General features: G+C 59.6%; 17 protein-coding genes. 6 read left to right on the forward strand and 11 right to left on the reverse strand.

The window, feature by feature from the left end:
- The first annotated feature begins 55 nt into the window (after nt 1–55).
- Both RRH01S_RS07300 and RRH01S_RS07305 read left to right on the forward strand, forming a co-directional pair.
- Complete coding sequence (locus tag RRH01S_RS07300) at nt 56–790, forward strand: aspartate/glutamate racemase family protein (RefSeq protein ID WP_007688824.1); 735 nt, start codon at nt 56–58, stop codon at nt 788–790.
- A 29-nt stretch (nt 791–819) separates the two neighbouring features.
- Complete coding sequence (locus RRH01S_RS07305; protein ID WP_042470687.1) at nt 820–1,965, forward strand: aldo/keto reductase; 1,146 nt, start codon at nt 820–822, stop codon at nt 1,963–1,965.
- A 40-nt stretch (nt 1,966–2,005) separates the two neighbouring features.
- Here the strand turns inward: RRH01S_RS07305 and RRH01S_RS07310 are convergent, their stop codons facing one another.
- Complete coding sequence (locus tag RRH01S_RS07310) at nt 2,006–2,932, reverse strand: LysR substrate-binding domain-containing protein (RefSeq protein ID WP_234711659.1); 927 nt, start codon at nt 2,930–2,932, stop codon at nt 2,006–2,008.
- A gap of 110 nt (nt 2,933–3,042) precedes the next feature.
- On the opposite strand from RRH01S_RS07310, the gene RRH01S_RS07315 reads away from it, so the two are divergent.
- Nucleotides 3,043–5,484, forward strand: coding sequence for a GcvT family protein (locus RRH01S_RS07315; protein ID WP_042470690.1), 2,442 nt, complete (start codon nt 3,043–3,045; stop codon nt 5,482–5,484).
- A 235-nt stretch (nt 5,485–5,719) separates the two neighbouring features.
- Here the strand turns inward: RRH01S_RS07315 and rutF are convergent, their stop codons facing one another.
- The 6 genes from rutF to RRH01S_RS07345 form a co-directional block, all read right to left on the reverse strand.
- On the reverse strand, nt 5,720–6,241 hold the full coding sequence (gene rutF, locus RRH01S_RS07320; RefSeq protein ID WP_042470692.1) for an NADH-dependent FMN reductase RutF: 522 nt from the start codon (nt 6,239–6,241) through the stop codon (nt 5,720–5,722).
- A 10-nt stretch (nt 6,242–6,251) separates the two neighbouring features.
- Nucleotides 6,252–7,040 (reverse strand): pyrimidine utilization protein D, encoded by a 789-nt coding sequence (gene rutD / locus RRH01S_RS07325; RefSeq protein ID WP_042470694.1) that lies wholly within the window; start codon nt 7,038–7,040, stop codon nt 6,252–6,254.
- 5 nt (nt 7,041–7,045) lie between these two features.
- Nucleotides 7,046–7,435, reverse strand: coding sequence for a pyrimidine utilization protein C (gene rutC / locus RRH01S_RS07330; RefSeq protein WP_007688838.1), 390 nt, complete (start codon nt 7,433–7,435; stop codon nt 7,046–7,048).
- 24 nt (nt 7,436–7,459) lie between these two features.
- On the reverse strand, nt 7,460–8,200 hold the full coding sequence (gene rutB, locus RRH01S_RS07335; RefSeq protein ID WP_007688840.1) for a pyrimidine utilization protein B: 741 nt from the start codon (nt 8,198–8,200) through the stop codon (nt 7,460–7,462).
- Nucleotides 8,197–9,288 (reverse strand): pyrimidine utilization protein A, encoded by a 1,092-nt coding sequence (gene rutA, locus RRH01S_RS07340; RefSeq protein ID WP_034522571.1) that lies wholly within the window; start codon nt 9,286–9,288, stop codon nt 8,197–8,199. The genes rutB and rutA overlap by 4 nt, the downstream gene beginning before the upstream one ends.
- Before the next feature lie 353 nt (nt 9,289–9,641).
- Nucleotides 9,642–11,465, reverse strand: coding sequence for an ABC transporter ATP-binding protein (locus RRH01S_RS07345; protein ID WP_042470697.1), 1,824 nt, complete (start codon nt 11,463–11,465; stop codon nt 9,642–9,644).
- A 518-nt stretch (nt 11,466–11,983) separates the two neighbouring features.
- Here RRH01S_RS07345 and RRH01S_RS07350 point away from each other — a divergent pair.
- On the forward strand, nt 11,984–14,266 hold the full coding sequence (locus RRH01S_RS07350; RefSeq protein ID WP_234711660.1) for a sensor domain-containing protein: 2,283 nt from the start codon (nt 11,984–11,986) through the stop codon (nt 14,264–14,266).
- Nucleotides 14,267–14,327: 61 nt separating this feature from the next.
- Here RRH01S_RS07350 and RRH01S_RS07355 read toward each other — a convergent pair whose 3' ends face one another.
- From RRH01S_RS07355 to RRH01S_RS07370, 4 genes are all read right to left on the reverse strand, one after another.
- Nucleotides 14,328–15,056: an SDR family oxidoreductase gene (locus RRH01S_RS07355; RefSeq protein WP_007688849.1), complete on the reverse strand. Its 729-nt coding sequence runs from the start codon at nt 15,054–15,056 to the stop codon at nt 14,328–14,330.
- A 34-nt stretch (nt 15,057–15,090) separates the two neighbouring features.
- Nucleotides 15,091–15,855, reverse strand: coding sequence for an SDR family NAD(P)-dependent oxidoreductase (locus RRH01S_RS07360; protein ID WP_012649162.1), 765 nt, complete (start codon nt 15,853–15,855; stop codon nt 15,091–15,093).
- 117 nt (nt 15,856–15,972) lie between these two features.
- Nucleotides 15,973–17,175 carry an ROK family transcriptional regulator gene (locus RRH01S_RS07365; protein ID WP_034522567.1) on the reverse strand — a complete coding sequence of 401 codons (1,203 nt, stop codon included), beginning with the start codon at nt 17,173–17,175 and terminating at the stop codon, nt 15,973–15,975.
- Nucleotides 17,176–17,297: 122 nt separating this feature from the next.
- Complete coding sequence (locus tag RRH01S_RS07370) at nt 17,298–18,182, reverse strand: sugar phosphate isomerase/epimerase family protein (protein ID WP_037221927.1); 885 nt, start codon at nt 18,180–18,182, stop codon at nt 17,298–17,300.
- Nucleotides 18,183–18,685: 503 nt separating this feature from the next.
- Here RRH01S_RS07370 and RRH01S_RS07375 point away from each other — a divergent pair.
- Both RRH01S_RS07375 and RRH01S_RS07380 read left to right on the forward strand, forming a co-directional pair.
- Nucleotides 18,686–19,642 (forward strand): helix-turn-helix domain-containing protein, encoded by a 957-nt coding sequence (locus RRH01S_RS07375; protein ID WP_007688854.1) that lies wholly within the window; start codon nt 18,686–18,688, stop codon nt 19,640–19,642.
- Nucleotides 19,643–19,877: 235 nt separating this feature from the next.
- A complete protein-coding gene (locus tag RRH01S_RS07380) occupies nt 19,878–21,311 on the forward strand; it encodes an extracellular solute-binding protein (RefSeq protein WP_034522563.1) in 1,434 nt (477 codons plus the stop codon).
- The last annotated feature ends 75 nt before the right edge of the window (nt 21,312–21,386 follow it).

The following is a 21,386-nucleotide window of genomic DNA, read 5'->3' on the forward strand; positions in this document are numbered from 1 at the left end:
GGGGGAGGCGATCTTCCCCCGCTTGCCCGCGAACAGATATAGGGAGACATCGGCGATGACGGTCTACACGGTCACGCGCAAGACGCAGTCATGGTACGGGGAACAGATCGGCATCCTGATCCTCGATGCGGCCTATCCTTGTGTTCCCGGCAATGTCGGGAATGCTTCCACCTACACCTATCCCGTCCGGTTTCAGGAAGTGCGCGGCGCGTCGATCGACAGGCTTCTGAACCAGCGCGATCCCGCCCTGAAGGAGGCTTTCGTCGAAGCAGCACTGGAATTGCAGAGCCGGGGCGTTAAGGCCATTACCGGTGCCTGCGGCTTCATGGCCTATTTTCAGGAGGAAGTGGCAGCCGCGCTCGATATCCCGGTCTTCTTGTCCAGCCTGATGCAGGTTCCCTTCATGCACGCACTTTGCGGCGGCAGCGTTGGTATCATCACGGCCAATGCCTCGCGGCTCACGCCGCGGCATTTCAAGGCTTGCAACATCCCGGACAGCATTCCCCTGGCGATCGCGGGCATGGAGGACCAGACGGAGTTTCGTCAAGCAATCCTTGAAGAAAAGGGAACGCTGGATTCAGCGGAGATCGAACGCGAGGTGACGCAGGTCGCCCGCCGTCTGGTGGAAGAACATCCCGACGTGCGTTCCATCCTGCTGGAGTGCAGCGATCTGCCGCCCTATGCCCATGCGGTGCAAGCAGCCACGGGACGCCCTATCTTCGACTTCATCACGATGATCAACTACGTCCGGCAGAGCATTGCCCACCGGCCTTACGTCGGGAGCATGTGACGCCAGCGGTTTCGACCAGGAGGTCAACCATGTCTGTCGATGAATATTACCTGCTCGGGCGCTCGGGGCTGCGCGTCAGCCGTCTGGCGCTCGGCACGATGACCTTTGGCAATGGTGGCATTCGCGGTATCGGCGGAAACTGGGGGGCGGACGAGGCGACCGCACGGGCGATCTTCAACCGCTACATCGCCGCCGGCGGCAATTTCATCGACACTGCCAATTCCTATGCCGGGGGGTTGAGTGAAAAACTTGTCGGCGCCTTCGTCGCCGAAATGGGTTTGCGCGATGACGTCGTCATCACCACGAAATTCTCCAACAATGTTTCGCCCGGTAATCCCAATGCCGGCGGCAACGGTCGCAAGGCGATGCTGCAGGCGGTCGATGCCTCGCTCAAGCGCCTGAAGACCGATTATATCGACCTCTATCTGCTGCATACGTGGGATCGCATGACGCCGGCCGAGGAAGTCATGCGAACGTTCGACGATCTCGTGCGTGCCGGCAAGATCCGTTATGCCGGGTTCTCCGACGTGCCCGGCTGGTATGCCGCGCGCGCTCAGACATGGGCCGAGGCGCATGCGCTCACCCAGCCCATCTGCCTGCAATTGCCTTATTCACTGGTCGAGCGGAGCATCGAGCACGAGTTCATGCCGCTCGCCGAGGCGCTTGGTCTCGGCATCACCGCATGGAGCCCGCTTGCCATGGGGCTTCTATCCGGAAAATACCGTCCCGGTTCGACAGAGCAGGGGCGGCTTTCGCAAGATGCATCCGGCGGCGGCCTTGGATTGTTCACCGAACGCAACACGGGCATCCTCACCGTGCTGGAAAGGATTGCCGGCGAACTGGGGCGCAGCATGGCGCAGGTGGCGCTGAACTGGTGCGTCAATCGCCCGGGTGTCGCAGCCGCGATTATCGGCGCGAGCCGGCTCTCCCAACTCGACGACAATCTCGCTGCGCTGGATTTTACAATTCCGCCCGAGTTCCGGTCCGAGCTCGATAGCGCCACCGCCATCGAGGCACCCTATCCCTATGCGCTCTTTGCGGACGACTATCAGGCCGCGATTTTGAATGCAGGCGCTTATGTTGGCGATAAGCCGCCGAGCTACAGACGGGAAATCCTGCTGCCCAAGATCACGGACTATACATTCGGCCAGCCGAAGGCCAAGGATCCGGATTGAATGCCCAACCCTCGACCAATCAGCTCTTCGCGCCCAACGGTCAGGCAGCGGGGATATCGGTCGTTTCGAAGATGGGCGCGTCGGCATCCTGTTCGAGCAGCCAATCCCGAAAGAGCATGGCGCCGTGTTTTGCCGGGCGCTGCGCTGGCATCACGAGGTATATGGACTGGCCGGAGCGATGGACTGCGTCCAGCGGATAGACCAACCGGCCGGCTTGGACATGATCATGGACAAGGTGTTTCCAGCCAAGCGCAATACCTTGCCCGAGAACGGCGGCCTCGATAGAGCTGAGCGCGTCCGTGAAAACGAAATCCTGGGCGAGGCGGGCGACGGGGACGGAATGGTGGAGCAGCCAGTCACGCCAGCCGAGCCGAACGCGATGCCGTTCCTCGAAATGCAGAAGCCGGTGATTCAGCAAATCGGCGGGCACATTGATCGGCCCGTGCTCCCTGAGATAGTCGGCGTTGCAAACCGGGATGACTTCTTCCGTCACGAAATGCCACGCATGGATCCCCGGCCATTTGCCGGCGCCGAGGCGCGCTGAAATATCGATGTCTTCTTCGTTCAAATCCTGGTCGTCGCGGCTGCTTTCCTCGATACGCAGCGCGATATCGGGATGCTTCACCTTGAAATCCTTGAGGCGCGGCAGAAGCCAAAGCTGCACGAAGGAGGTCGAGAATGATACTCGGACCGTGTCGTTCGAATGTTTTGTGCGCAGGGATGTCAGGACCATGTGCAGGTGATCGAAGGCTTGCTGCGTTTCCCTGTAGAGTCTTTGCCCCTCGGCGGTCAGCTCCAGCCGCGTGTGTTCGCGGCGAAACAGTTTTAGCCCCGTCGCCTCTTCCAGCAGCTTGATCGTCTTGCTGACGGCCGGTTGGCTGACGTTCAGTTCCTCGGCAGCGGCGGTGAAACTTCGCCGCCGCGCTGCCGCCTCGAAGACGAAGAGATAATTTGCCGAGGGTACCAAGGATCGCAGTCTATGCATAAATTGAAGTTATGCCCCTCTGCATTTTTTTGCAACGTCACAAGTGTGTTCGTGGTTAGTAGTCTCGCCCGAAATCAAATCGGGAACTCTCAATGCAAACTCATGCTCGCGCCGTCGTCATCGGTGGTGGTTGTGTCGGGGCCGCCATCCTTTACGGTCTTGCCAAACGTGGCTGGACGGATGTCGCCCTTCTGGAACGCACGCAGCTGACTGCTGGCTCCACCTGGCATGCCGCCGGCCTCATCCCCTCCTATGCGCGCAGTATCAATATCGGCCGCATGATCGCCAAGACGATCGAAATATATGAGGGGCTGGAAGCGGAGACCGGCCAGCATGTCGGCTGGCACAAATGCGGGCAGCTGCGCATCGCCAACACGCGTGACCGCCTGGACGAATACAAGAGCTATATGAGCGTTGCCGCCGTTCAGGGCATTCGCGCTGAACTCGTGACGCCACAGGAAGCCCGTCAACTCTGGCCGCTTCTGGAAAATAATCACGACATGCTGGCGGCACTCTATCATCCCGATGACGGCCACATAGCACCGGCCGACGTCACGCAGGCAATGGCAAAGGGCGCTCGTGATCGCGGTGCCAAGATCTACCTCAATACCGAGGTGCGCGGCTTCGAGCGCATGCCGGGCGGCGAGTGGAAAATCCTCACCAACAACGGCGAGATCATTTGCGAACACGTCATCTCGGCGACCGGCAATTATGCCCGCCAGACGGGCGCCATGCTCGGCCTTGAAATTCCGGCAATTCCGATCGTCCATCAATACTGGATCACCGATGCGGTGCCGGAAGTGATCGAGCGCAAGCGGCAGGGACTGCCGGAAATGCCGATCCTGCGCGACGAGGCTTTCGAAGGCTATCTGCGCGAGGAGGGTGATGGCCTGATGTTCGGCCCCTATGAAAAGACCGAGCATCTGAAGCTCTTCGCGGAGAACGGCGTTCCGGAATGGTTCGGGGCCGACCTCCTGGAAGAGGATTTCGATTCCGTGTCCTGGAACTGGGAGCGCGCCATGGAGCTCATTCCGGCGCTCGGCCGGGTGGGCATTAAGGCGAACGTGCGCGGCCCGTTCCAGATGACGGCTGACGAGTTGCCGCTGGTGGGACCGGCCTGGGGGCTGGAGAATGTCTGGATCGCGGAAGGCGTGCCCGGCGGTATCCTCTGGGGTGGCGCCATCGGCTATTACCTGTCGGAACGCATCGTCGAAGGCGCCAACAGCCTCGACACCTCCGAACTCGACCCACGCCGCTTCGGTGACTATGCCAATAAGGAGTGGACGCGGCACAAAGTGCGCGAAAGCTGGGGCACCCATGCCGAACAGCATTATCCGGGCCAGGACATGCCAGCAGCCCGACCGCAGAAAACGGCGCCCTCCTACGACATCCTGACGAAGCGTGGTGCCGTCTGGGGGGTGCTGAACGGCTGGGAAATGCCGAACTGGTTCGCACCAGAGGGTGTCGAGGCCAGGGATCAGAACAGCTGGCGCTGGACGGAGAAGGGCAAGTATGTCGGCGAGGAGGTTCATGCGGTGCGCAACACCGTCGGTCTCGTCGAAATGACGCCGATGACGAAATTCGAGATCTCCGGTCCGGGCGCCGAGGCCTGGCTCGACGGCATCCTCGCCAACCGCCTGCCGAAAGTCGGACGCGTCAATCTCAGCCATCATCTGACCAGGAACGGCGGTGTCCAGGCGGAGTACATCGTTTCCCGTCTTGAGGACGGTACGTTCTATTTGATTTCGACCCCCCGCGCCGAGCGCTGGAATTTCGACGACCTGTCGAAGCTCTTGCCGAAGGACGGGACAGTGCAGTTGCGAAACGCAACGAATGAACGCGGTTGCTTCACCATCGTCGGACCCAAGGCGCGCGAGGTGCTGCAGGGTCTCACGGAAATGGATCTTTCCAACGAGGCCTTTCCGTGGTTCGGGGTCAAATCGGGTACGGTCGGTCTTGCCACCGACGTCCGGCTGCTGCGGGTGAACTATGAAGGAGAACTCGGATGGGAGCTCTATCATCCGCTTTGCTACCAGCGTCATCTCCTCGAAGCCTTGCTGGCGGCCGGCGCACCACACGGCCTACGCTTGATCGGTCTGCAGGCGCTGGAATCGCTCAGGCTGGAAAAATCCTATCGCGCCATGTATCGCGATATGAATCCGGAACTGACGGCATGGGAAAGCGGCCTTGACCGCTTCATTCGCCTGGACAAGGGGGAGTTCATCGGCAGAGAGGCCCTGTTGCGACAGAAAGAACAGGGCGTCGAACAACGGTCGGTCACCATCAGCATCGACACGGATGGAGCAAGCTCGCTCATCCATGAAGGCGTCTATCGCAACGGCAAGCTGGTCGGCTGCATCACCTCCGGTGGCTATGCCTACACGCTTGGCTGTGATGTCGCTTTTGCGCTGCTGCCGGTCGAACTGGGCGCTCCCGGCACCGAGCTCGAAGTGCCGATCCTCGGAGAGATGCGCAAGGCGCGCGTAATCCCTGAATCACCCTATGATCCCGACACTCTGCGCGGCCGCATGTGAGGGTCGGACAGCGAAAACATGGGAAGGCGTTAAGTTTCATATCCTTTTCCCGTTTCTCCGTTTACAGCGAAGCACCGGCCGTAGGGATAAACTAAAGCGCCGAAATCGAAGGATCTCGTGCGGGCACGTTGTCTATTGATCCAGCTTCTGGAAAATCTCGGAAAGCAGATTGGAAAGATCGATCGCTTCCTTCTGGCCCAATATGTTCATCACGTCTTGGCGATTTCATTTGGGTCTAGATCGCATGATATCGCCGGTCAAAATAGATGAGAGCCTGTCCGCCGTCGTTCTCGCGGATGGCGACGACGTCGCAGATCAGGATGTCATGCGTGCCCCCGTCGGAGATGGCTTTCACCCTGCAATCGAGAGAGATCAGCGCGTCGTCGAGCACAGGTGCTCCCGTTTCAAGCGAGGACCAGCTGGCACCCTCGAAACGCTCGTTCACAGGCGTCTTGCCGCCGAAAAGCCGGCTAAGCTCCTCATGGCTGCGCTCCAATGTATTGACGCAAAGCACACGGTTGGCGTTGACGGCCGGATAGGCGGAAGAGCCGCGATTGAGGCAGACCAGCAATGTCGGCGGGCTGTCGGTCACGCTGCACACCGCGGTTGCCGCAAAGCCCGCAAGCCCTCCCGGGCCATCGGTCGTCACTATGTTGACGGCGGCTCCGAGCCGCGCCATGGCGTCGCGGTATTCCTGCTTCCTCTCGTCAAGGGAGAGGCTGGCTGGTGCGGCGACCGTCAGGGATGAGGCTTGCATGTCAGGCTCCTTATCGGACTTCCGATCTCGCGCGTAGAAAGCGCAGCACTTTATTGTTGAATTCCTCGGGCTCGACGACGTTCACCGCATGGGCGCCAAAGTCGGAAAGGGTAAGCTCGGCGGCCGGCAAGCCCTCGGCAAGCCGGACGGAGCGCGTATAGGGCACGAGCAGATCGTCGCGCGTGCCGACGACCAGCGTCGGAGTGCGGATCTCGGCGAGCCGGTGGTCGATATCGAACGCCCGCAACGCGGCGATCCGTTTGAGAACATTCGCCTTGCCCTGGAAATGCGCGACGCCATGGCGCTCATCCGCCGCCATGCGCTCGGCATTTTCCGACATCCAGACCGCCGGATAGAGAAACAAGGGCTGCGCCTTGACGAAGGCTTCGACGCCGGATCGCTCCAAAAGCTCGATGCGGATATCGAAGCAGCGGCCGGAATGCGGATCGGCCTTGCTCCATGCGTTGATGAGGATCAGCTTCCCGATAAGCTCGGGACGCCGCAGCGCGATGTCGAGGCCGATGAGGCCGCCGAGCGCGTGGCCCATGAAGTCGAAACGATCAAGTTGCAGCCGGGCTGCAATCTCCAGTACATCGTCCGCCATGGCCGAGATGCCGCCCGTATCCGGAACATCGCCGCCGGTGCGTCCCGTGCCGCGATGGTCGTAGGTGACGATCCGGAAATCGGTCGCGAGCGCCTCGATTTGAGGCGCCCAATAGCTTCCTGATCCGCCAAGCCCGGAGGATAGGATGATCGTCTTCGCGTCGGGGTGATCGAGCCCATGAACCTCGAAATGCATGCCGCCTACTTCTTGCCGATATGAGCGACGGTTGCGATCTCGACCAGCGCGTCCGGCTTGACGAGCCCGCACAGGATGCAGTAGCGCGCCGGCTTGTCGCCGGGGAAGTATTCGGCATAGACGGCGTTGACGGCCTGGTAGTTGGCCCAGTCGGTGACGAAGATGTGGTTCATCGTCACGTCTTCCATGGTGCCCCCGGCTGTCTCGATCACCGATTTGATGGTTTCGAGCACATGGCGCGTCTGGGCGCCGGCATCGCCGACATGCACGACGTCATTGTTCTTGTCGAAGGGCAGGGTGCCGGAGACATAGACGATGCCATCGGCAAGCGTGCCGGGCGAAAATGGCGCGATCGGCTTATGGGTTCCTGCGGGCACGATGATGGACTTGGGCATGAGGGTCTCCTCTTGATGATTGGATCAGGCTTCGTTTGGAGCGGCTTGTGAGACGGTGGCGCAGAAGTCGTTGACGGTGGCGACCCAACCGAAGAATTTCTCGACGTTGTAGACGGTCGCCTGCTGGATGAAATCGGGGCCGAGATGATGGGTGGCATCCTCCAGCATCACGCCGAAATATTCGAGATGGAACGCATCGCGGAGCGAGCTCTCCACGCAAACATTCGTGGCGATGCCGACGAAGACGAGATTGCGGATGCCGCGCGCGCGCAGCACGCTGTCCATATTGGTGTTGAAGAAACCGCTGTAGCGGGTCTTCGGCACCAGGATGTCGCCGGGTTGGGGCTGCAGCTCGTCGACGATCGCGTAGTCCCAGGTTCCCTTGGCGAGAAGCTGCCCCTGTAGCTCCGGTCTCTGGCGCATGGTCTTCAGGGCATTGGACTTGTGATAGTTCGGCGAGCCGGGGCCACCGGCCTCCACATAGTCCTTGTCCCAACCGTTCTGGAAATAGATGACCTGAACACCGGCGGCGCGCGCCGCGTCCAGTGTCTTCTTGATATTGGCGATCGTGCCCTTGGCGCCCGCGATATCGAAGCCGGCGAGATCGACATAGCCGCCTTCGGTCGAATAGGCGTTCTGCATGTCAACGACGACAACCGCTGTCTCACTGGGCTTCAGCGTGATCGGTTCGGGCCTGGCGGGGAGGGTGACGCTCTGCGAGCGCTCCTGAGGGGCCTGATATCCGGCTGCGGTAACGGCGCTCATTCGGCGGCCTCCAGCATGGGCTTTATGTGTTCGCGGCACTTCATCAGCGGCTGGATCTTCGTGCCGAAATCTTCGACACCCTTCACGAAGTCGTCGAAGGTCAGCAGCACGCCGCCTGTTCCGGGAACGGTCGGGACTTCATCGAGCAGCTTGGCGATGGTCTCGTAGGAGCCAACGAGTGTTCCCATGTTGATGTTGACGGCCGAGACGGGGTCGGCCATCTGGCGGATATTGGTGTCCGAACCGGACTTGGTATCGGCGGCACCCTGCACGCCGAGCCAGGCAATCGCTTCCTGGTCTGCGCCGTCCTTATAGCTCTCCCATTTGGCGCGGGCGGCCTCATCGGTCTCGTCGGCGATCACCATGAAAAGGACGAAGGAAGAGACGTCGCGGCCGGTCTTGGCCGTCGCTACCTGAAGCCGTTCGGCTGCCGGAGCAAACGCCTTCGGCGTATTGACGCCGACGCCGAAGCAAAAATTGTAGTCGGCATATTGGGCCGAGAACTCCATGCCCGCGGTCGAAGAGCCGGCGCAGATCACCTTCATGTCGGCCTGGGGCCGTGGCGACAGGCGGCAATCGTCCATCTGGAAGAATTCGCCCTTCAGATCGCTCTTTCCGGTCTCCCACAGATCGCGCAGCACGGTCGCGTATTCGCCGAGATAGTCGTAGCGCTTGGCGAAATACTCGTCGCCCGGCCACATGCCCATTTGGGAATATTCCGGGCGCTGCCAGCCGGTGACGAGGTTGAGACCGAAGCGGCCATTCGAAATGCTGTCGATGGTCGATGCCATACGGGCGACGATAGCCGGCGGCATCACCAGCGTTGCGGCGGTCGCAAACAGCTTGATGCGGGTGGTGACGGCAGCGAGGCCCGACATCAGCGTGAAGGATTCGAGATTGTGATCCCAGAACTCCGTCTTGCCGCCGAAGCCGCGCAGCTTGATCATCGAGAGCACGAAGTCGAAGCCGTATTTCTCCGCCTTTAGCGTGATCTCCTTGTTCAGTTCGAAGCTGGGTTTGTACTGCGGCGCGTTTTCCGACAGCAGCCAACCATTGTTCCCGATCGGGATGAAAACACCGATTTCCATATCTGCTCTCCTCTTGATGTCGCGAGCGGCCAAGGCCTGGTTCGGAATCTTGAAAGCAGGTTGTGTGCCAAATCGAAAAGTTCAATAAAATCAATGGAGATCGGTTTTGCGCGTCCTAAATTATTTATCGTTTGGTCAAAAATTTACCGTCCGATAAATTTTTGACCAAACATCGTGCGCTGCCGCCCAAAATTGCGGCAGCGCACGATGTGCCGTGTGAGATGGCCCCGCTCAAAAACTGGCATGGTTTATGATGCCGACTGGCTACGGTGTCATAACATCACGAGTGCGATGCGGTCGCCTTGTTTGCCGAGGCGAGCCGGTTCTGCGGGGAGTGACCGCCTGTAGACTTCTTATTCGCCGATCAGCCCTTCGCTCGCGATGCCCTTCGTCAGCTCCAGCGCCTGGCGCTCGAACAGCCCGCGATAGATCCCGCCTTTGCGCCGAATGAGGCTGGCATGGGTGCCTTCCTCGGCAATATCTCCGTGTTCGAAGACCAGCAGCCGATCGAGCGCGCGCACAGTCGACAGGCGGTGAGCAACGACGAGCGTCGTGCGTCCCTCCATCAGCCGCTCCATCGCCTGCTGGATGAGCATTTCCGATTCCGAGTCGAGGCTTGAAGTCGCTTCGTCGAGGATCAGGATCGGCGCATCGGCCAGGAATGCGCGGGCGATGGCGATGCGTTGCCGTTCGCCGCCGGAGAGCTTGATGCCGCGTTCACCGACAAGCGTCGCATAGCCCTTCGGCAGCGCTTCGATGAAGTCGTGGGCGCTTGCAAGCTGTGCAGCCCTCCTGATCTCTGCTTGCGTGGCCGTCGGCCTTGCATAGGCGATATTTTCCGCCAGCGAGCGGTGAAACAGGATGGGTTCCTGCTGCACGATGGCGATCTGGCGGCGAAGAGAGGTCTGCGCCACCTTGGAAATATCCTGCCCGTCGATCGAGACCGTGCCGTGGTTGACGTCATGCAGGCGCTGGATCAGCTTGATGAAGGTCGTCTTTCCCGAGCCGGAATGGCCGACAAGGCCGACCCGCTCGCCCGGTTTGATGGTGACCGAGAAGTCTTTGTAGAGCGGGGCAGGGTGGTTGCCATAATGGAAGGTGACATGATCGAACGTGATCAGGCCGGCCTTCACATGGAGGGCTGGCGCGCGGGGAACGTCCTCCACGCCCAAAGGCTGTGCATGGATGGTGACAAGCTCCTCCATGTCGTTCACCGAGCGCTGCAGGTTGCGGATATGCATGCCGATTTCACGCAGATAGCCCTGAAGAATGAAAAAGGCAGTCAGGACGAAAGTGATGTCGCCCGCATTGGCCTTGCCGTTGGCCCAAAGCCAAAGGGCGAGGCCGAGCACGCAGCCGCGCAACAGGCTGAGCAGTGCATTCTGCGAGGTGCCGTTCAGGGTGCCCCGCGTCCAGGTGCGAGCGGTGCGATCCCGCCACTTGCGCATGACCGTGGCGAGACGCTTGTCCTCGCGGTCTTCAGCACCAAAGGCCTTGACCACGGCGTTGCAGGTCACGGCATCGGCGAGCGCACCGCCAAGGCGTGTATCCCAGCTATTGGCCATGCTGGCCATCGGCGCGACATAGCGCAGAGCCATCGTCGCCGTGAAGGCGATAAAGAGTACGGATCCGGCGCCAACCAGCAATCCCATCATCGGCCAGTACCATGTCATCAAAATAGTCGAGCCGATGAGCATCACCAGCGATGGGAACAGCGCGACGAAGACGGTGTCGTTGAGCAGGTCAAGCGCCCACATGCCGCGCGTCACCTTGCGGACGGTGGAGCCGGCAAAGCTGTTGGCGTGCCAATCGCTCGAAAAGCGCTGGATATGGAAGAAGGAATTCGCCGCGATCTCCGACATCGACTTCAGCGTGAAGCCGATGATGGCGGTGAACGTGGCATGCCGCAAAATGACGGCGCCGATCGACAGTGCCATCAGCCAGCAAAAGGCGTTGAAAGCATTGTTCCACGTTGCGGCGTCGCCGGCCTTTCCGGACACCACGGCATCGACCAGCCGGCCGGAAAACAAGGGCGTGAGCACATCCGCAAATGTAGACAGCATCGCTGTGAACAACATGAAGGAGGCGCGGCCTGGCTGTTGCTTCCAGTGAGCCCAGCAAAAACGGAAAACGCTGCGAAAAGCACCGCCGCGGCGGGATTTGAAACCAAGAGCCATTGATGTATCCGGCTTTCGCCGGCTCCGTCATAGGGTAAGGGATCTCCGCGCAAAACCGCGCGAAATGGTTTGGTGGGGAACGATCGACGGGAGGGTTAGCACCAGTCCATCAGGTTCTGCCGCGTTGGAAAACGCGGCCGGCTTCAGGCGATATTCGCGGAAGCCACTGGGGAGTTGGAAAAAATAGCCATCGAAAACTCCCTAGAACCGTGTTGATGATGATCAATCCTAGATCGGTTGGACGCGTAGGCCAAGTCAAACCCGGCGAAATTTTCGGCTAAGCTTTGAGATGCGGCATAGTTGCAACAGTAGCCAGGTCGCAAGCCCTCGGGGAAGGGGATTTGCTGGCCACCAGCTGCGGCAGGCCATACCAAAATGCATCAAAAGGACGTGGGGCTTAACGCCTTAAGGATTCGTTCACCATGATCGCAGCTTCGTCTCGGCAATGAATTGACGTTCACCCGAACATAACCTCGCAAAAGCAGAATGGTCTTTCCTATCTGTTCCGAGGAATTTCCGTGGCTAAAGGCGTCATTGCGGACGGCAAACTGCCAATCTCATTCTCCGAGGTCGAGCCGGCTTCGAACGCTGTCATGTCGCCCAGGATGTCGGACGATTCTCATCATGAAGCTGACTTGGCCGAGCGCCAGAGTTGGCTGGAGAATATGATCAACCAAATCCCTGATTATATATATGCCAAGGATTTGGAAGGACGTTTCCTGTTTGCAAACCAAGCGATCGTCGCCAACAACGGGCTGTCGCATCTGAAGGATTTGGTCGGGCGGACGGATTTCGATTTCCTGCCGCACCACATAGCGCAAATAGCCACGGATGTTGAACGTAGTGTCGCCGAGACAGGACAGCCCCATTTCGGTGGTGAGGAGTTGGCATTTCGTGGCGGTGGGGAGCGATGGCTGATGATCACGCGTGTCCCGCTGAGAGACGCGTCTGGAACAATAGTCGGCGTTGTCGGCGTTTCCCGTGACGTCACCGCGCAGAAATCGGCAGAACGACGGATGCGCGCTCAGTCCGGTCTGCTCGAAATGATAGCGCGCGGAATGCCTCTGCCCAATTTTCTTGAAGAACTTGCTCTGATGACTGCCGGATTCGCGAAGGGTGTTCACGCTGCATTCCTGACAATCACGCCAGATTCGGCGGAGTTGCGGCTGGCGGCTGCGCCGACCTTGAATGAAGACTATCGCAAACGCGCCAATGCGACATTCATTCGTACCGTTCCCACAGATCTCGACGCCGCCGCGGCGGCACTCAAGCTCGCCTTTGATCAGGCGGGTATTTCTGAACTCGACCATCAGTGCCGTTGTTTGGCAATTTCCGACGCCGACGGGCAGATCGAAGGCATCCTCGCTCTCTATTCGTCTGAAGGTTCACGGTTTCAGCCGGATTTCTCCGAGTTTGTTTCGATCGCGGTGCACATGGCCGGGATAGCAATCAGCCGTCATCGTGCGGAGGCAAGGATCGGGTTTCTTGCCGACCACGATCCGCTGACGGGGATGGCCAATCGCGCATTGCTGGACCGAAAACTCACCTTTGCAATGCAGACGGCCGATTCGACGAAGAGCGAAGTGGCGCTGGCATTCCTCGATCTCGACAATTTCAAGCTCGTCAACGACAGCCTTGGTCACTCGGTCGGCGACCAATTGTTGAAGATCGTAGCCAGCAGGATCAGCGAGCTGACAAGTGACCAGGGTTCTCTCGCCAGAATCGGGGGAGACGAGTTCGTGATTATTCTTGAGCAAATGGATCTCGAGAGCTGCCTGGATCGATTGTCGGCAATAAGAGAAGCAGTTACACGCCCGATCGTACTCAACGATATCGAACTCAGGGTGACCTGCAGCATCGGCGTCGCCAGTTACCCGAGCCATGGCAGCACCGCGGGAGAGCTGCTCGCTTCCGCAGATATGGCCATGTATCGGGCGAAGGAGCTGGGTCGCGACGGAATAGCCTTGTTCACCTCGGCAATGACCGCCATCGTCCGAAAGAAGCTTTCCCGGACCGACGAACTCCGCCAGGCACTTCTTCGCGATGAGTTCGTGCTGCACTACCAGCCGCAGGTGGACGTCCGGACAGGCAGGATCGTTGCGGCCGAAGCGTTGATCCGCTGGAACCATTCGAGCGAGGGCCTTGTCTACCCAGGAGATTTCATTGCTCTTGCCGAAGAGACGGGTCTCATCGTGCCAATTGGTGAATGGGTACTCAAGACGGCGTGCAGGCAGGCCAAGGCATGGCAGGACCAGGGGCGCGAACCAATCAGGATCAGCGTCAATGTCTCCGCCAGGCAGTTTCAGGAAAAGCGCCTGATCGAGACCGTGGCGACTGCGCTGAGTGAAAGCGGCCTCGATCCAATATGGCTCGAGCTTGAAATCACCGAGAGCCTGATCATGAAGGACCTCGCCGGTTCGATTGCCAGAATGCAGGAATTGGAGACGCTGGGCGTAAAGCTCGCAGTCGACGATTTCGGAACAGGCTATTCGAGCCTCAGTGCGCTCAAAAGATTTCCATTGTCGCGCCTCAAGATCGACCGCTCATTCATCGCCGACATTCCGCACGACGCCGACGACATGGCCATAACTGCAGCGATTATCTCGCTTGCCCAGAAGCTGGGTTTGGAGGTGATCGCCGAAGGTGTCGAGACGGAGGAGCAGGCTCGCTTCCTCGTCGAAAGCGGCTGTAACGAGATTCAGGGCTATCTCTTTAGCCGGCCCGTTGAAGAGGCGCAGTTTAATCGGATGCTCGAGAACAATGGCGGCATGTATCCGCTCTTACGAACACAAGCTTCGTGAGCACCAAGCAGATGAATGCCGCCATTGTTCTCGAGCATGCGAGTAGCGGCACTCCAGCCATTCAGATGTCGAAGTTCTGCGGCAGGATCACGAGGTCGCGGATTGTCACATTGCGTGGCCGTGTCAGCATGAACAAGACCGCTTCGGCAACTTCGGATGGCTCGATGAGATTGCCTGCTGCCATCGCTTTTTCGAGATTTTCGGGCGGCCAATCCTTCAGGAGCGCCGTCACCACCGGACCGGGTGCGATTGCCCCCACGCGTATTCCATGTTTCGAGACTTGCCGCCGCACCGTGTGGACGAAGGCTTGCACTGCATGTTTTGAGGCCGTGTAGACCGGTTCCCACACCACCGGGACGTGGCCAGCCACCGAACTGGTCACGATGATATCGCCGGCCTTGCGCTCCACCATATGCGGGAGGACCGCGTGTACGCAGCGAAACACGGCGTTGATGTTGAGATTGAGCATCCGGTCAAAGGCGTCCGGATCGCCTTCGATAAGATCGCCGCCGATATAAGAGCCTGCATTGGCGTGGAAGACGTCCAGTTGCCCGGCTTTTGAAAGGATCTGCGGCATCATGGTGGCGATGCTGCTCGTGTCGGCCAGATCGATCACCAGCGGGATAGCGTTACCGCCAAGTTCTTGGCAAAGAGCGTTCAGCCTATCCTCCGCGCGGTCGATCAGGACGACACGGGCGCCGGATTCAAGGCAGATCTTGCTGCAGGCAAGGCCGATTCCGGATGCGGCACCGGTGATGGCGACGACTTTTCCCTCGAGTTTGTTGGTCATTTTCATTCTCCTCCTGACTATTTTAAGGTTGATGTCACCGGGTAAGGTAGCCTCCGTCAACCACGAGCACCGAACCGGTGACGTAGCTTGCGGCGGGCGAGCACAGGAACAGGACGCAGTTGGCGATCTCCTCCGGCTGGCCGTAGCGCCCCATCGGGGTCATTTGCCGCCAGACGGAATCCCATTCCGGTATGGCGAAGCCGCCCCGGGTCATATCGGTGTCGATGTAGCCCGGCGCGACCGCGTTTACCCTGATGTTTTCAGCCGCGACCTCGCTGGCCAGACTTTTCGTCATCATGTGAACGGCAGCCTTGGACGCATTGTAGGCGACCTGATGCTGCGGGATGTTGGTGGTGAATCCGGAGATCGACCCGACGTTCAGGATGACTCCGCCACCCTGCTCGCGCATCGGCGTCATTGCTGCGCGGCAAAAGCGAAAGGCCTGGATGAGATTGGTGGACATGATCGTGTCCAGCATCTGGTCATTGAAATCCGGCGTATCGCCATGCACAGCGACGCCGGCATTGTTGACAAGAATGTCGATGCGTCCGTATTTCGCGATCGTATGCCGGATCAGCATGTCCGGTGCGGCCGGGTCCGTGGCGTCGGCGGATACGAAATCATAGTCATAGCCGGCACCGTTCAGCAGGGCGTCCGCTTCCGGATTGTCGCGGCGGGCAGTCAGAACGGATTTCGCTCCGGCTTCGCCGAAAAGCTGGGCAATCGCCAGTCCGATGCCACGATTGCCGCCGGTAATGAGTGCAACCTTGTCGTCCAGCCTGAATTGTTTCAAGGTCATCCTAGTCTCCTCCTCTTTATCTCTTAACTGTCTGCCAGCTCCTCAGCAGGTCGTCGCGCGGTCGGGCGACATTGATCCGGCTCGCCTATCGGGGAGAGCGATGTCAATGCTGTCCCCTCAGCCTGCCTCCTCCGCAAAGCGCTGGCTTTCCAGTGATAGAAAACGTTGGTGGAGGATACAGGCCGCGCCGAAGGCGGGACCGACCGTTTCCTCCTCGTTCACGCCAATGGAGGGCAATGGAAAGCTTGCCTCCTGCGCCAACTGAATATGGTGAGCGACACGCGCTGCCATCAGCGGGTAAAGAGCCGCGACGGAACCGCCAAGGATGATGCGGTCGGCATCGATGACGCGACAGGCCTGGATCAGGCCGAAAGCCAGGGCTCTTGCCCATTCCTCCGCAATCGAGACTGCGCCCGGTACACGATCGCGCACATCCGCCAGGAAATGCCCGAATGTCGGGGCGGCGACAGCCGGCACTTTGCGGTACTCCGTCATGATATGTTCCAGGCCCAGCACCTCCTCCAGGCTGCGGCTCGGTTCCGATGCACTGGAGATTCTCAGGTGCCCGATCTCGCCCGCCAGTCCGTTGGCGCCGCGAAACAGGCTGCCATTGGCAATGATGCCGCCACCAACCCCGCTTTCCATGACCAGGAACAACGTCACGCCGCTATGCTTATCGTTTCGTCCGTAAGACGCGCCGATAGCAAAGGCATTGCCGTCGTTCTCCGCGACGACCGGCACGGAAACAGGCAGGGACTCGCGCACCAATTCGGCAAGCTGGACGTTTTCCCAGCGCAGCAAGGGCGCCAGCCGGACAAATCCGTGCTTGTCCATTTGCGCCGGCACGGCAACGCCTATGCCTTCGCAGCGCTCCAGTCTTGAAGACGGAATGGCCCCCAGCACCATCTCGATCGCCCGCTCGACGGTCGCGGCGACACCGGCGGATGCGCCGTCGAACGGTTCGACCGTGGTCGAGACAATGTTGCCGCCGAGGTCGATTTCGACCGCGCTGATATGCTCCACGCCTATTTCTATGCCCAGGAAATAGACCGCGCCTGGCACCAGTTCGATCATGATTCCAGGCCGCCCCGCATGGGCATGGCCGCCGCGCGCCTGGTCGCCGTCGCTGACCTCGCGCACCAATCCATCAAGCGTCAGGCCGGCGATGATATGGCCGGACGAAGAGCGATTGAGCCCCAGCCTGCGGGCAAGTTCCGCCCGGCTGAGCGGGCCGAACTGATACAAAGCCCGCAACGCCGCCAGCTCGTTGCGCTGGCGGATTCCCCGTGGCGAACTCGTTACTACCGCCGGCTCAGTCAAAAATGATCTCCGTTGATTTTTGTGAGGGACGAACGAGTGGTGGTGCAATGGAGGCAAGCGCAAATCTCGATATGGGCGAGCCCGTGCTTTTCACCACTGCTTCCGCTCATGCTATTGCGCTGTCAAGGGCGTCCGTTGGTGGCCCGTCGTCGCACCGCTTCCTGCATCTTGAGATCGATGAAGGCCTTGGCATGCTCGGCAAGCGGCATGTTCTCCGTCCATGTGTCTCGCCAGATGGCGCAGGCAAGCGACAGGCCTTCGTCGACGACGGCGCTGGAGAATGACTCGAAGGTGATGTCCCTGCCATAGCCGATATCGAGCAGCGCATCGAACACCAGGTCGAAATTGATGCAACCATCGCCGAGATAGCCACGATTGCTCTCGCCGATGTGGAAATAGCCGATCTTTTCGCCGGCGAGCCGGATCGCCGCAGCCGGATTGGCTTCCTCGATGTTCATGTGGAACGTATCGAGATGCAGAAGCACATGATCGGAACCCGTCGCCTCTATGAAGGCAAGCCCCTGCGCCGTCGTGTTGAGCAGGTTCGTCTCGAACCGATTGACGATTTCGAGCACGAGATCCACGCCCGCCGCCCTGGCAATATCGGCCGTTTTGGCGATGGCCTGGACACTGTTTCTGCGGCCATTTTCGGTCGGCATCCGGCTATATTTGGTATGGGCGGAGTAAAGGATGCCGCCGAGCTTGGTGCCGCCGATGTCGCGAACGGCCCTGACCGCATCGGCCAGCATGCGTTCGCCGGCCTTGACCGTCTCGGCATCATCGCTCGACACGTCGGCATTTAGCGGCAAGCCCATTGTTACGGCAATCTGCAGGTCGAGCGAACGTGCCCGCTTGGCCAGTTGGTCGAGGTTGAATTTTTCGGGCCGCAGATAGGCGAATTCGATCAGCTTGTATCCGCACGCCGCGGATTTCTCCATCGCGTCCTCGAGCATGCGTTGTGTGCTGCCGCCCGTCCAGACGAACGAATGGATACCCAATCTTCCCATGTAATTCTCCTCCCAGGACGAATATTCTATATGTTGCTACACACAACAAAATAACCGATCGACTTCGATGTCAAGTCGCTTCGTATGCGTGGGCTTTGCAGGTGCGGAGGGTAGCTGGTGTGCTTCCAGTCGATTTTCGAGTGGAATACCCTCTCATGCCCAGGACATCCACGTCTCTATGCTCATGCCGGTTTGGTATTGACACCCAACGGAAAAGCGCTAATTTGTAATTTCGCGCAACATATATGCGCCAATTGTGCCGGGTAAAGAGTTCGCAGAGCAGTATTGCGGCGGCCCCAGATGGCAAAGCCGCAATCTCGCGGGAAAATCCGAGACTTTCGAACACAATCCCGCGAGTAATGCCGGGTCAAATCGACGAGTGATTTTTTTTACATACGCCGTACCGAAGAGGGAGAGGAGCCCTTGTAGGTGCGAGTGACGCAGGATGGCAGATTGGGCGCAGCGACCTGCTCGCGATCCAATCCGGGGAGGGGGCTCTAGCCATGAAGGCTGACTTAAGGATCGTTCCGGACTTTGAAATGGTCATCTGCGCACCTGCGGAATCCTTCCGCTGGAACATGCATGACTATCCGTATTTTGGTGCCAAGTGGCACTATCATCCCGAGTACGAGCTGCACCTGACGCGCAAGAGCTCGGGCGTGATGATGGTCGGCGACTACATCGGTGAGTTCGAGCCGGGTTGCCTGGTTCTGACCGGACCCAACGTCCCGCACAATTGGGTCAGCGATATAGAACCCGGCATCCCGATCCAGAACCGCGATATGCTGATTCAGTTCAGTGCCGAATGGGCCGACCGCGTCACGGGCTTTTGCCCGGAGCTCGCCAGCATCCGCCCGCTTTATGAAGATGCCGTCTACGGCGTGGAGTTTCTCGGTGCGACGGCGATGGCCGGGCAGCGGCTGCTCGCCCAGATCGGTGCTGCCCATGGCGCGGAGCGTATCGTCTTGTTCTTGCAGCTGATGACGACGCTCGCCCAGAATCCGGGCGATCGCCGCAGGTTATCGAGATTGGCGCCGACATCCGCACATGTGGAACTGCCGCGGGAACTCGATGTCGCCATGCGCTATGTGCTGGAGCACTATAGCGACGACATCGATCTTGCCTCGGTATCCCGGCTGTGCGGGCTGGAGCCGCAGGCATTCTCCCGCTTCTTCAAGCGGCAGAGCGGCCATACATTTGCACGCTACGTCATTCTGGCGCGCGTCTATGCGGCCTGCTCGCTGCTGACGCAGACCTATCGGCCAATCACCGATATCTGCTTCGAGGTCGGTTTCAACAGCATCGCCAATTTCAACAGGCAGTTCATCAAGGTCTGCGGTCGCACGCCGTCGGATTACCGCCGCAACGCCCACAAGATCGGCACCAAGGCGCGCGCGGATCCGTTCAGGGAAATTCGCGCCTTTTCAGCCGGCATCGGTGCAGTCGGCGAAAAAGTATAGGTCGGCCGCAAAGCACGCGTGGCAGAGGATTTTTACCGATACTAAGCTCGCTGGACGCGCATGGAGGTGGGTCCACAAAAACAAGCTGCGGTATTCAACCATGATAGCGAGATGAAATTCGACCGCCGGGAGGAGCCGGGGCGTCGGATTTTCGAGGCCCGACTGCGGTTGGGCCGGGCAGGATGCTTGTCGACAGCCGTCCGCAAGCACAACGAACACTCTGGGAGGAGAGTTTATGATCGGGAAAAATGGAATTGGACTTGCGGCGCTCGCAATCGGTCTCATGGCGACTGTCATGCCCGCAAAGGCCGACTTCTGGTCGGATGCCGGAGCGAAATACAAAGGCGTCGTTCTGCATGGCGTGACCGAGAGCACGCCGCCCTCCAACTACATCAAGGATGTGCTTGCGCCGGAGTTCGAAAAGAAGACCGGGATCAAGGTCGCGATCGAAACCACGTCGTGGGATCAGATGTACGATAAGGCCATCAAGGACATGGAAGCCAAAACCGGCATCTATGACATGGTCTATATCGAACAGGACATCATCTACGCCTATCTGGCCCGCAACTTCCTTGTCGATATCACCAAGTCGCTCAAGGACGACGCCTCGCTGAAGGCGCCCGAATTCGACGAGACGCACTTCACCACCTTCGCCAACTATTTCAAGAATGCCGACGGCGATCTCTTCGGCGTCCCGATGGAAGCCTTCATCAAGATATATCTCTACCGCACCGATCTCTTCAACGATCCGAAGATCAAGGAGGCGTTCAAGAAGGAAACCGGCAAGGATCTCGTTCCGGCGAAAACGCACGAGGACTATACCGAGATCGCGGAATTCTTCACCAAATACGGCAAGGACAACGGCCTTGAGCTTTGGGGCACCACTGCGCAGGCCCATACGGGCCATCCAGCGTCCTGGTATGAGTTCTTCGAGTCCGTCGCACCAACCTTCGGCGTGTTCAACTGGGGTATCGACGCTTCCAAGAATTATGCGGCGACCGTCGAAAACGGCGGCACGATGAATGGCCCGGAAGCCAAAAAGGCGCTGAAATACTGGCTGCATCTGCGTGACATCGCCCCACCGGAATCGGCGGCGAGTACATGGACGGAAGTCGGTACGACATTCGCCGCCGGCCGTGTCGCGCAGGGCCTGGTCTATGGCGAGAACGCGGCCTGGATCGCCAGCGACGCTGAAAAGTCGAAGGTCGTCGGCAATGTCGGCGTGGCGCTGCCGCCGACGGAGCCCGCCGTTCTCGATGAGGTCAAGGGCGGCAAGGGCTATATTGGCTACTATGATGGTGGCGCCTTCGGGCTTCCCGTGACGTCGAAGAACAAGGAGGCGGCACTGCTGTTCCTGCAATTCATCGGCCAGGATTCAGTCCAGGCCGATTGGGCAGTCGCAGCGCCACGCATCACCAACACGGCAACCTATGACGACCCGAAAATCATCGCAATGGATAAGAAGCTCAACGGCTACTATTCCATGCTGAAGGATGACGGGAAGCTGTTTGCCGGCGCCCCTCCTTACCCCTTCCACGCCCAGGTGCGCGAAGCAACGGCTCCGATCTTCTACAGGATCCTGCTGGGGGAAGTGTCGCCCGACGATGGACTTGACCAGATGGCGGCAGCCGCCGAAGCGGAGCTGAAGAACCTCGGCTATCGCAAATAGTCCAGTGCAAGTCTGCCCGGGCAGCCGCACGAGCGGCCGCCCGGGACGTGCATTCAATGCTCCGCGGCGCGGGCA

Source organism: Rhizobium rhizogenes NBRC 13257 (assembly GCF_000696095.1).
GTDB classification, from domain to species: domain Bacteria; phylum Pseudomonadota; class Alphaproteobacteria; order Rhizobiales; family Rhizobiaceae; genus Rhizobium; species Rhizobium rhizogenes.

Bases quoted from the DNA above. Each gene is read 5' to 3' on its own strand.
- RRH01S_RS07300 (WP_007688824.1), top strand. From the start codon at position 56: ATGACGGTCTACACGGTCACGCGCAAGACGCAGTCATGGTACGGGGAA.
- RRH01S_RS07305 (WP_042470687.1), top strand. From the start codon at position 820: ATGTCTGTCGATGAATATTACCTGCTCGGGCGCTCGGGGCTGCGCGTC.
- RRH01S_RS07315 (WP_042470690.1), top strand. From the start codon at position 3,043: ATGCAAACTCATGCTCGCGCCGTCGTCATCGGTGGTGGTTGTGTCGGG.
- rutF (WP_042470692.1), bottom strand. From the start codon at position 6,241: ATGCAAGCCTCATCCCTGACGGTCGCCGCACCAGCCAGCCTCTCCCTT.
- rutD (WP_042470694.1), bottom strand. From the start codon at position 7,040: ATGCATTTCGAGGTTCATGGGCTCGATCACCCCGACGCGAAGACGATC.
- rutC (WP_007688838.1), bottom strand. From the start codon at position 7,435: ATGCCCAAGTCCATCATCGTGCCCGCAGGAACCCATAAGCCGATCGCG.
- rutB (WP_007688840.1), bottom strand. From the start codon at position 8,200: ATGAGCGCCGTTACCGCAGCCGGATATCAGGCCCCTCAGGAGCGCTCG.
- rutA (WP_034522571.1), bottom strand. From the start codon at position 9,288: ATGGAAATCGGTGTTTTCATCCCGATCGGGAACAATGGTTGGCTGCTG.
- RRH01S_RS07345 (WP_042470697.1), bottom strand. From the start codon at position 11,465: ATGGCTCTTGGTTTCAAATCCCGCCGCGGCGGTGCTTTTCGCAGCGTT.
- RRH01S_RS07355 (WP_007688849.1), bottom strand. From the start codon at position 15,056: ATGACCAACAAACTCGAGGGAAAAGTCGTCGCCATCACCGGTGCCGCA.
- RRH01S_RS07360 (WP_012649162.1), bottom strand. From the start codon at position 15,855: ATGACCTTGAAACAATTCAGGCTGGACGACAAGGTTGCACTCATTACC.
- RRH01S_RS07370 (WP_037221927.1), bottom strand. From the start codon at position 18,182: ATGGGAAGATTGGGTATCCATTCGTTCGTCTGGACGGGCGGCAGCACA.
- RRH01S_RS07375 (WP_007688854.1), top strand. From the start codon at position 18,686: ATGAAGGCTGACTTAAGGATCGTTCCGGACTTTGAAATGGTCATCTGC.
- RRH01S_RS07380 (WP_034522563.1), top strand. From the start codon at position 19,878: ATGATCGGGAAAAATGGAATTGGACTTGCGGCGCTCGCAATCGGTCTC.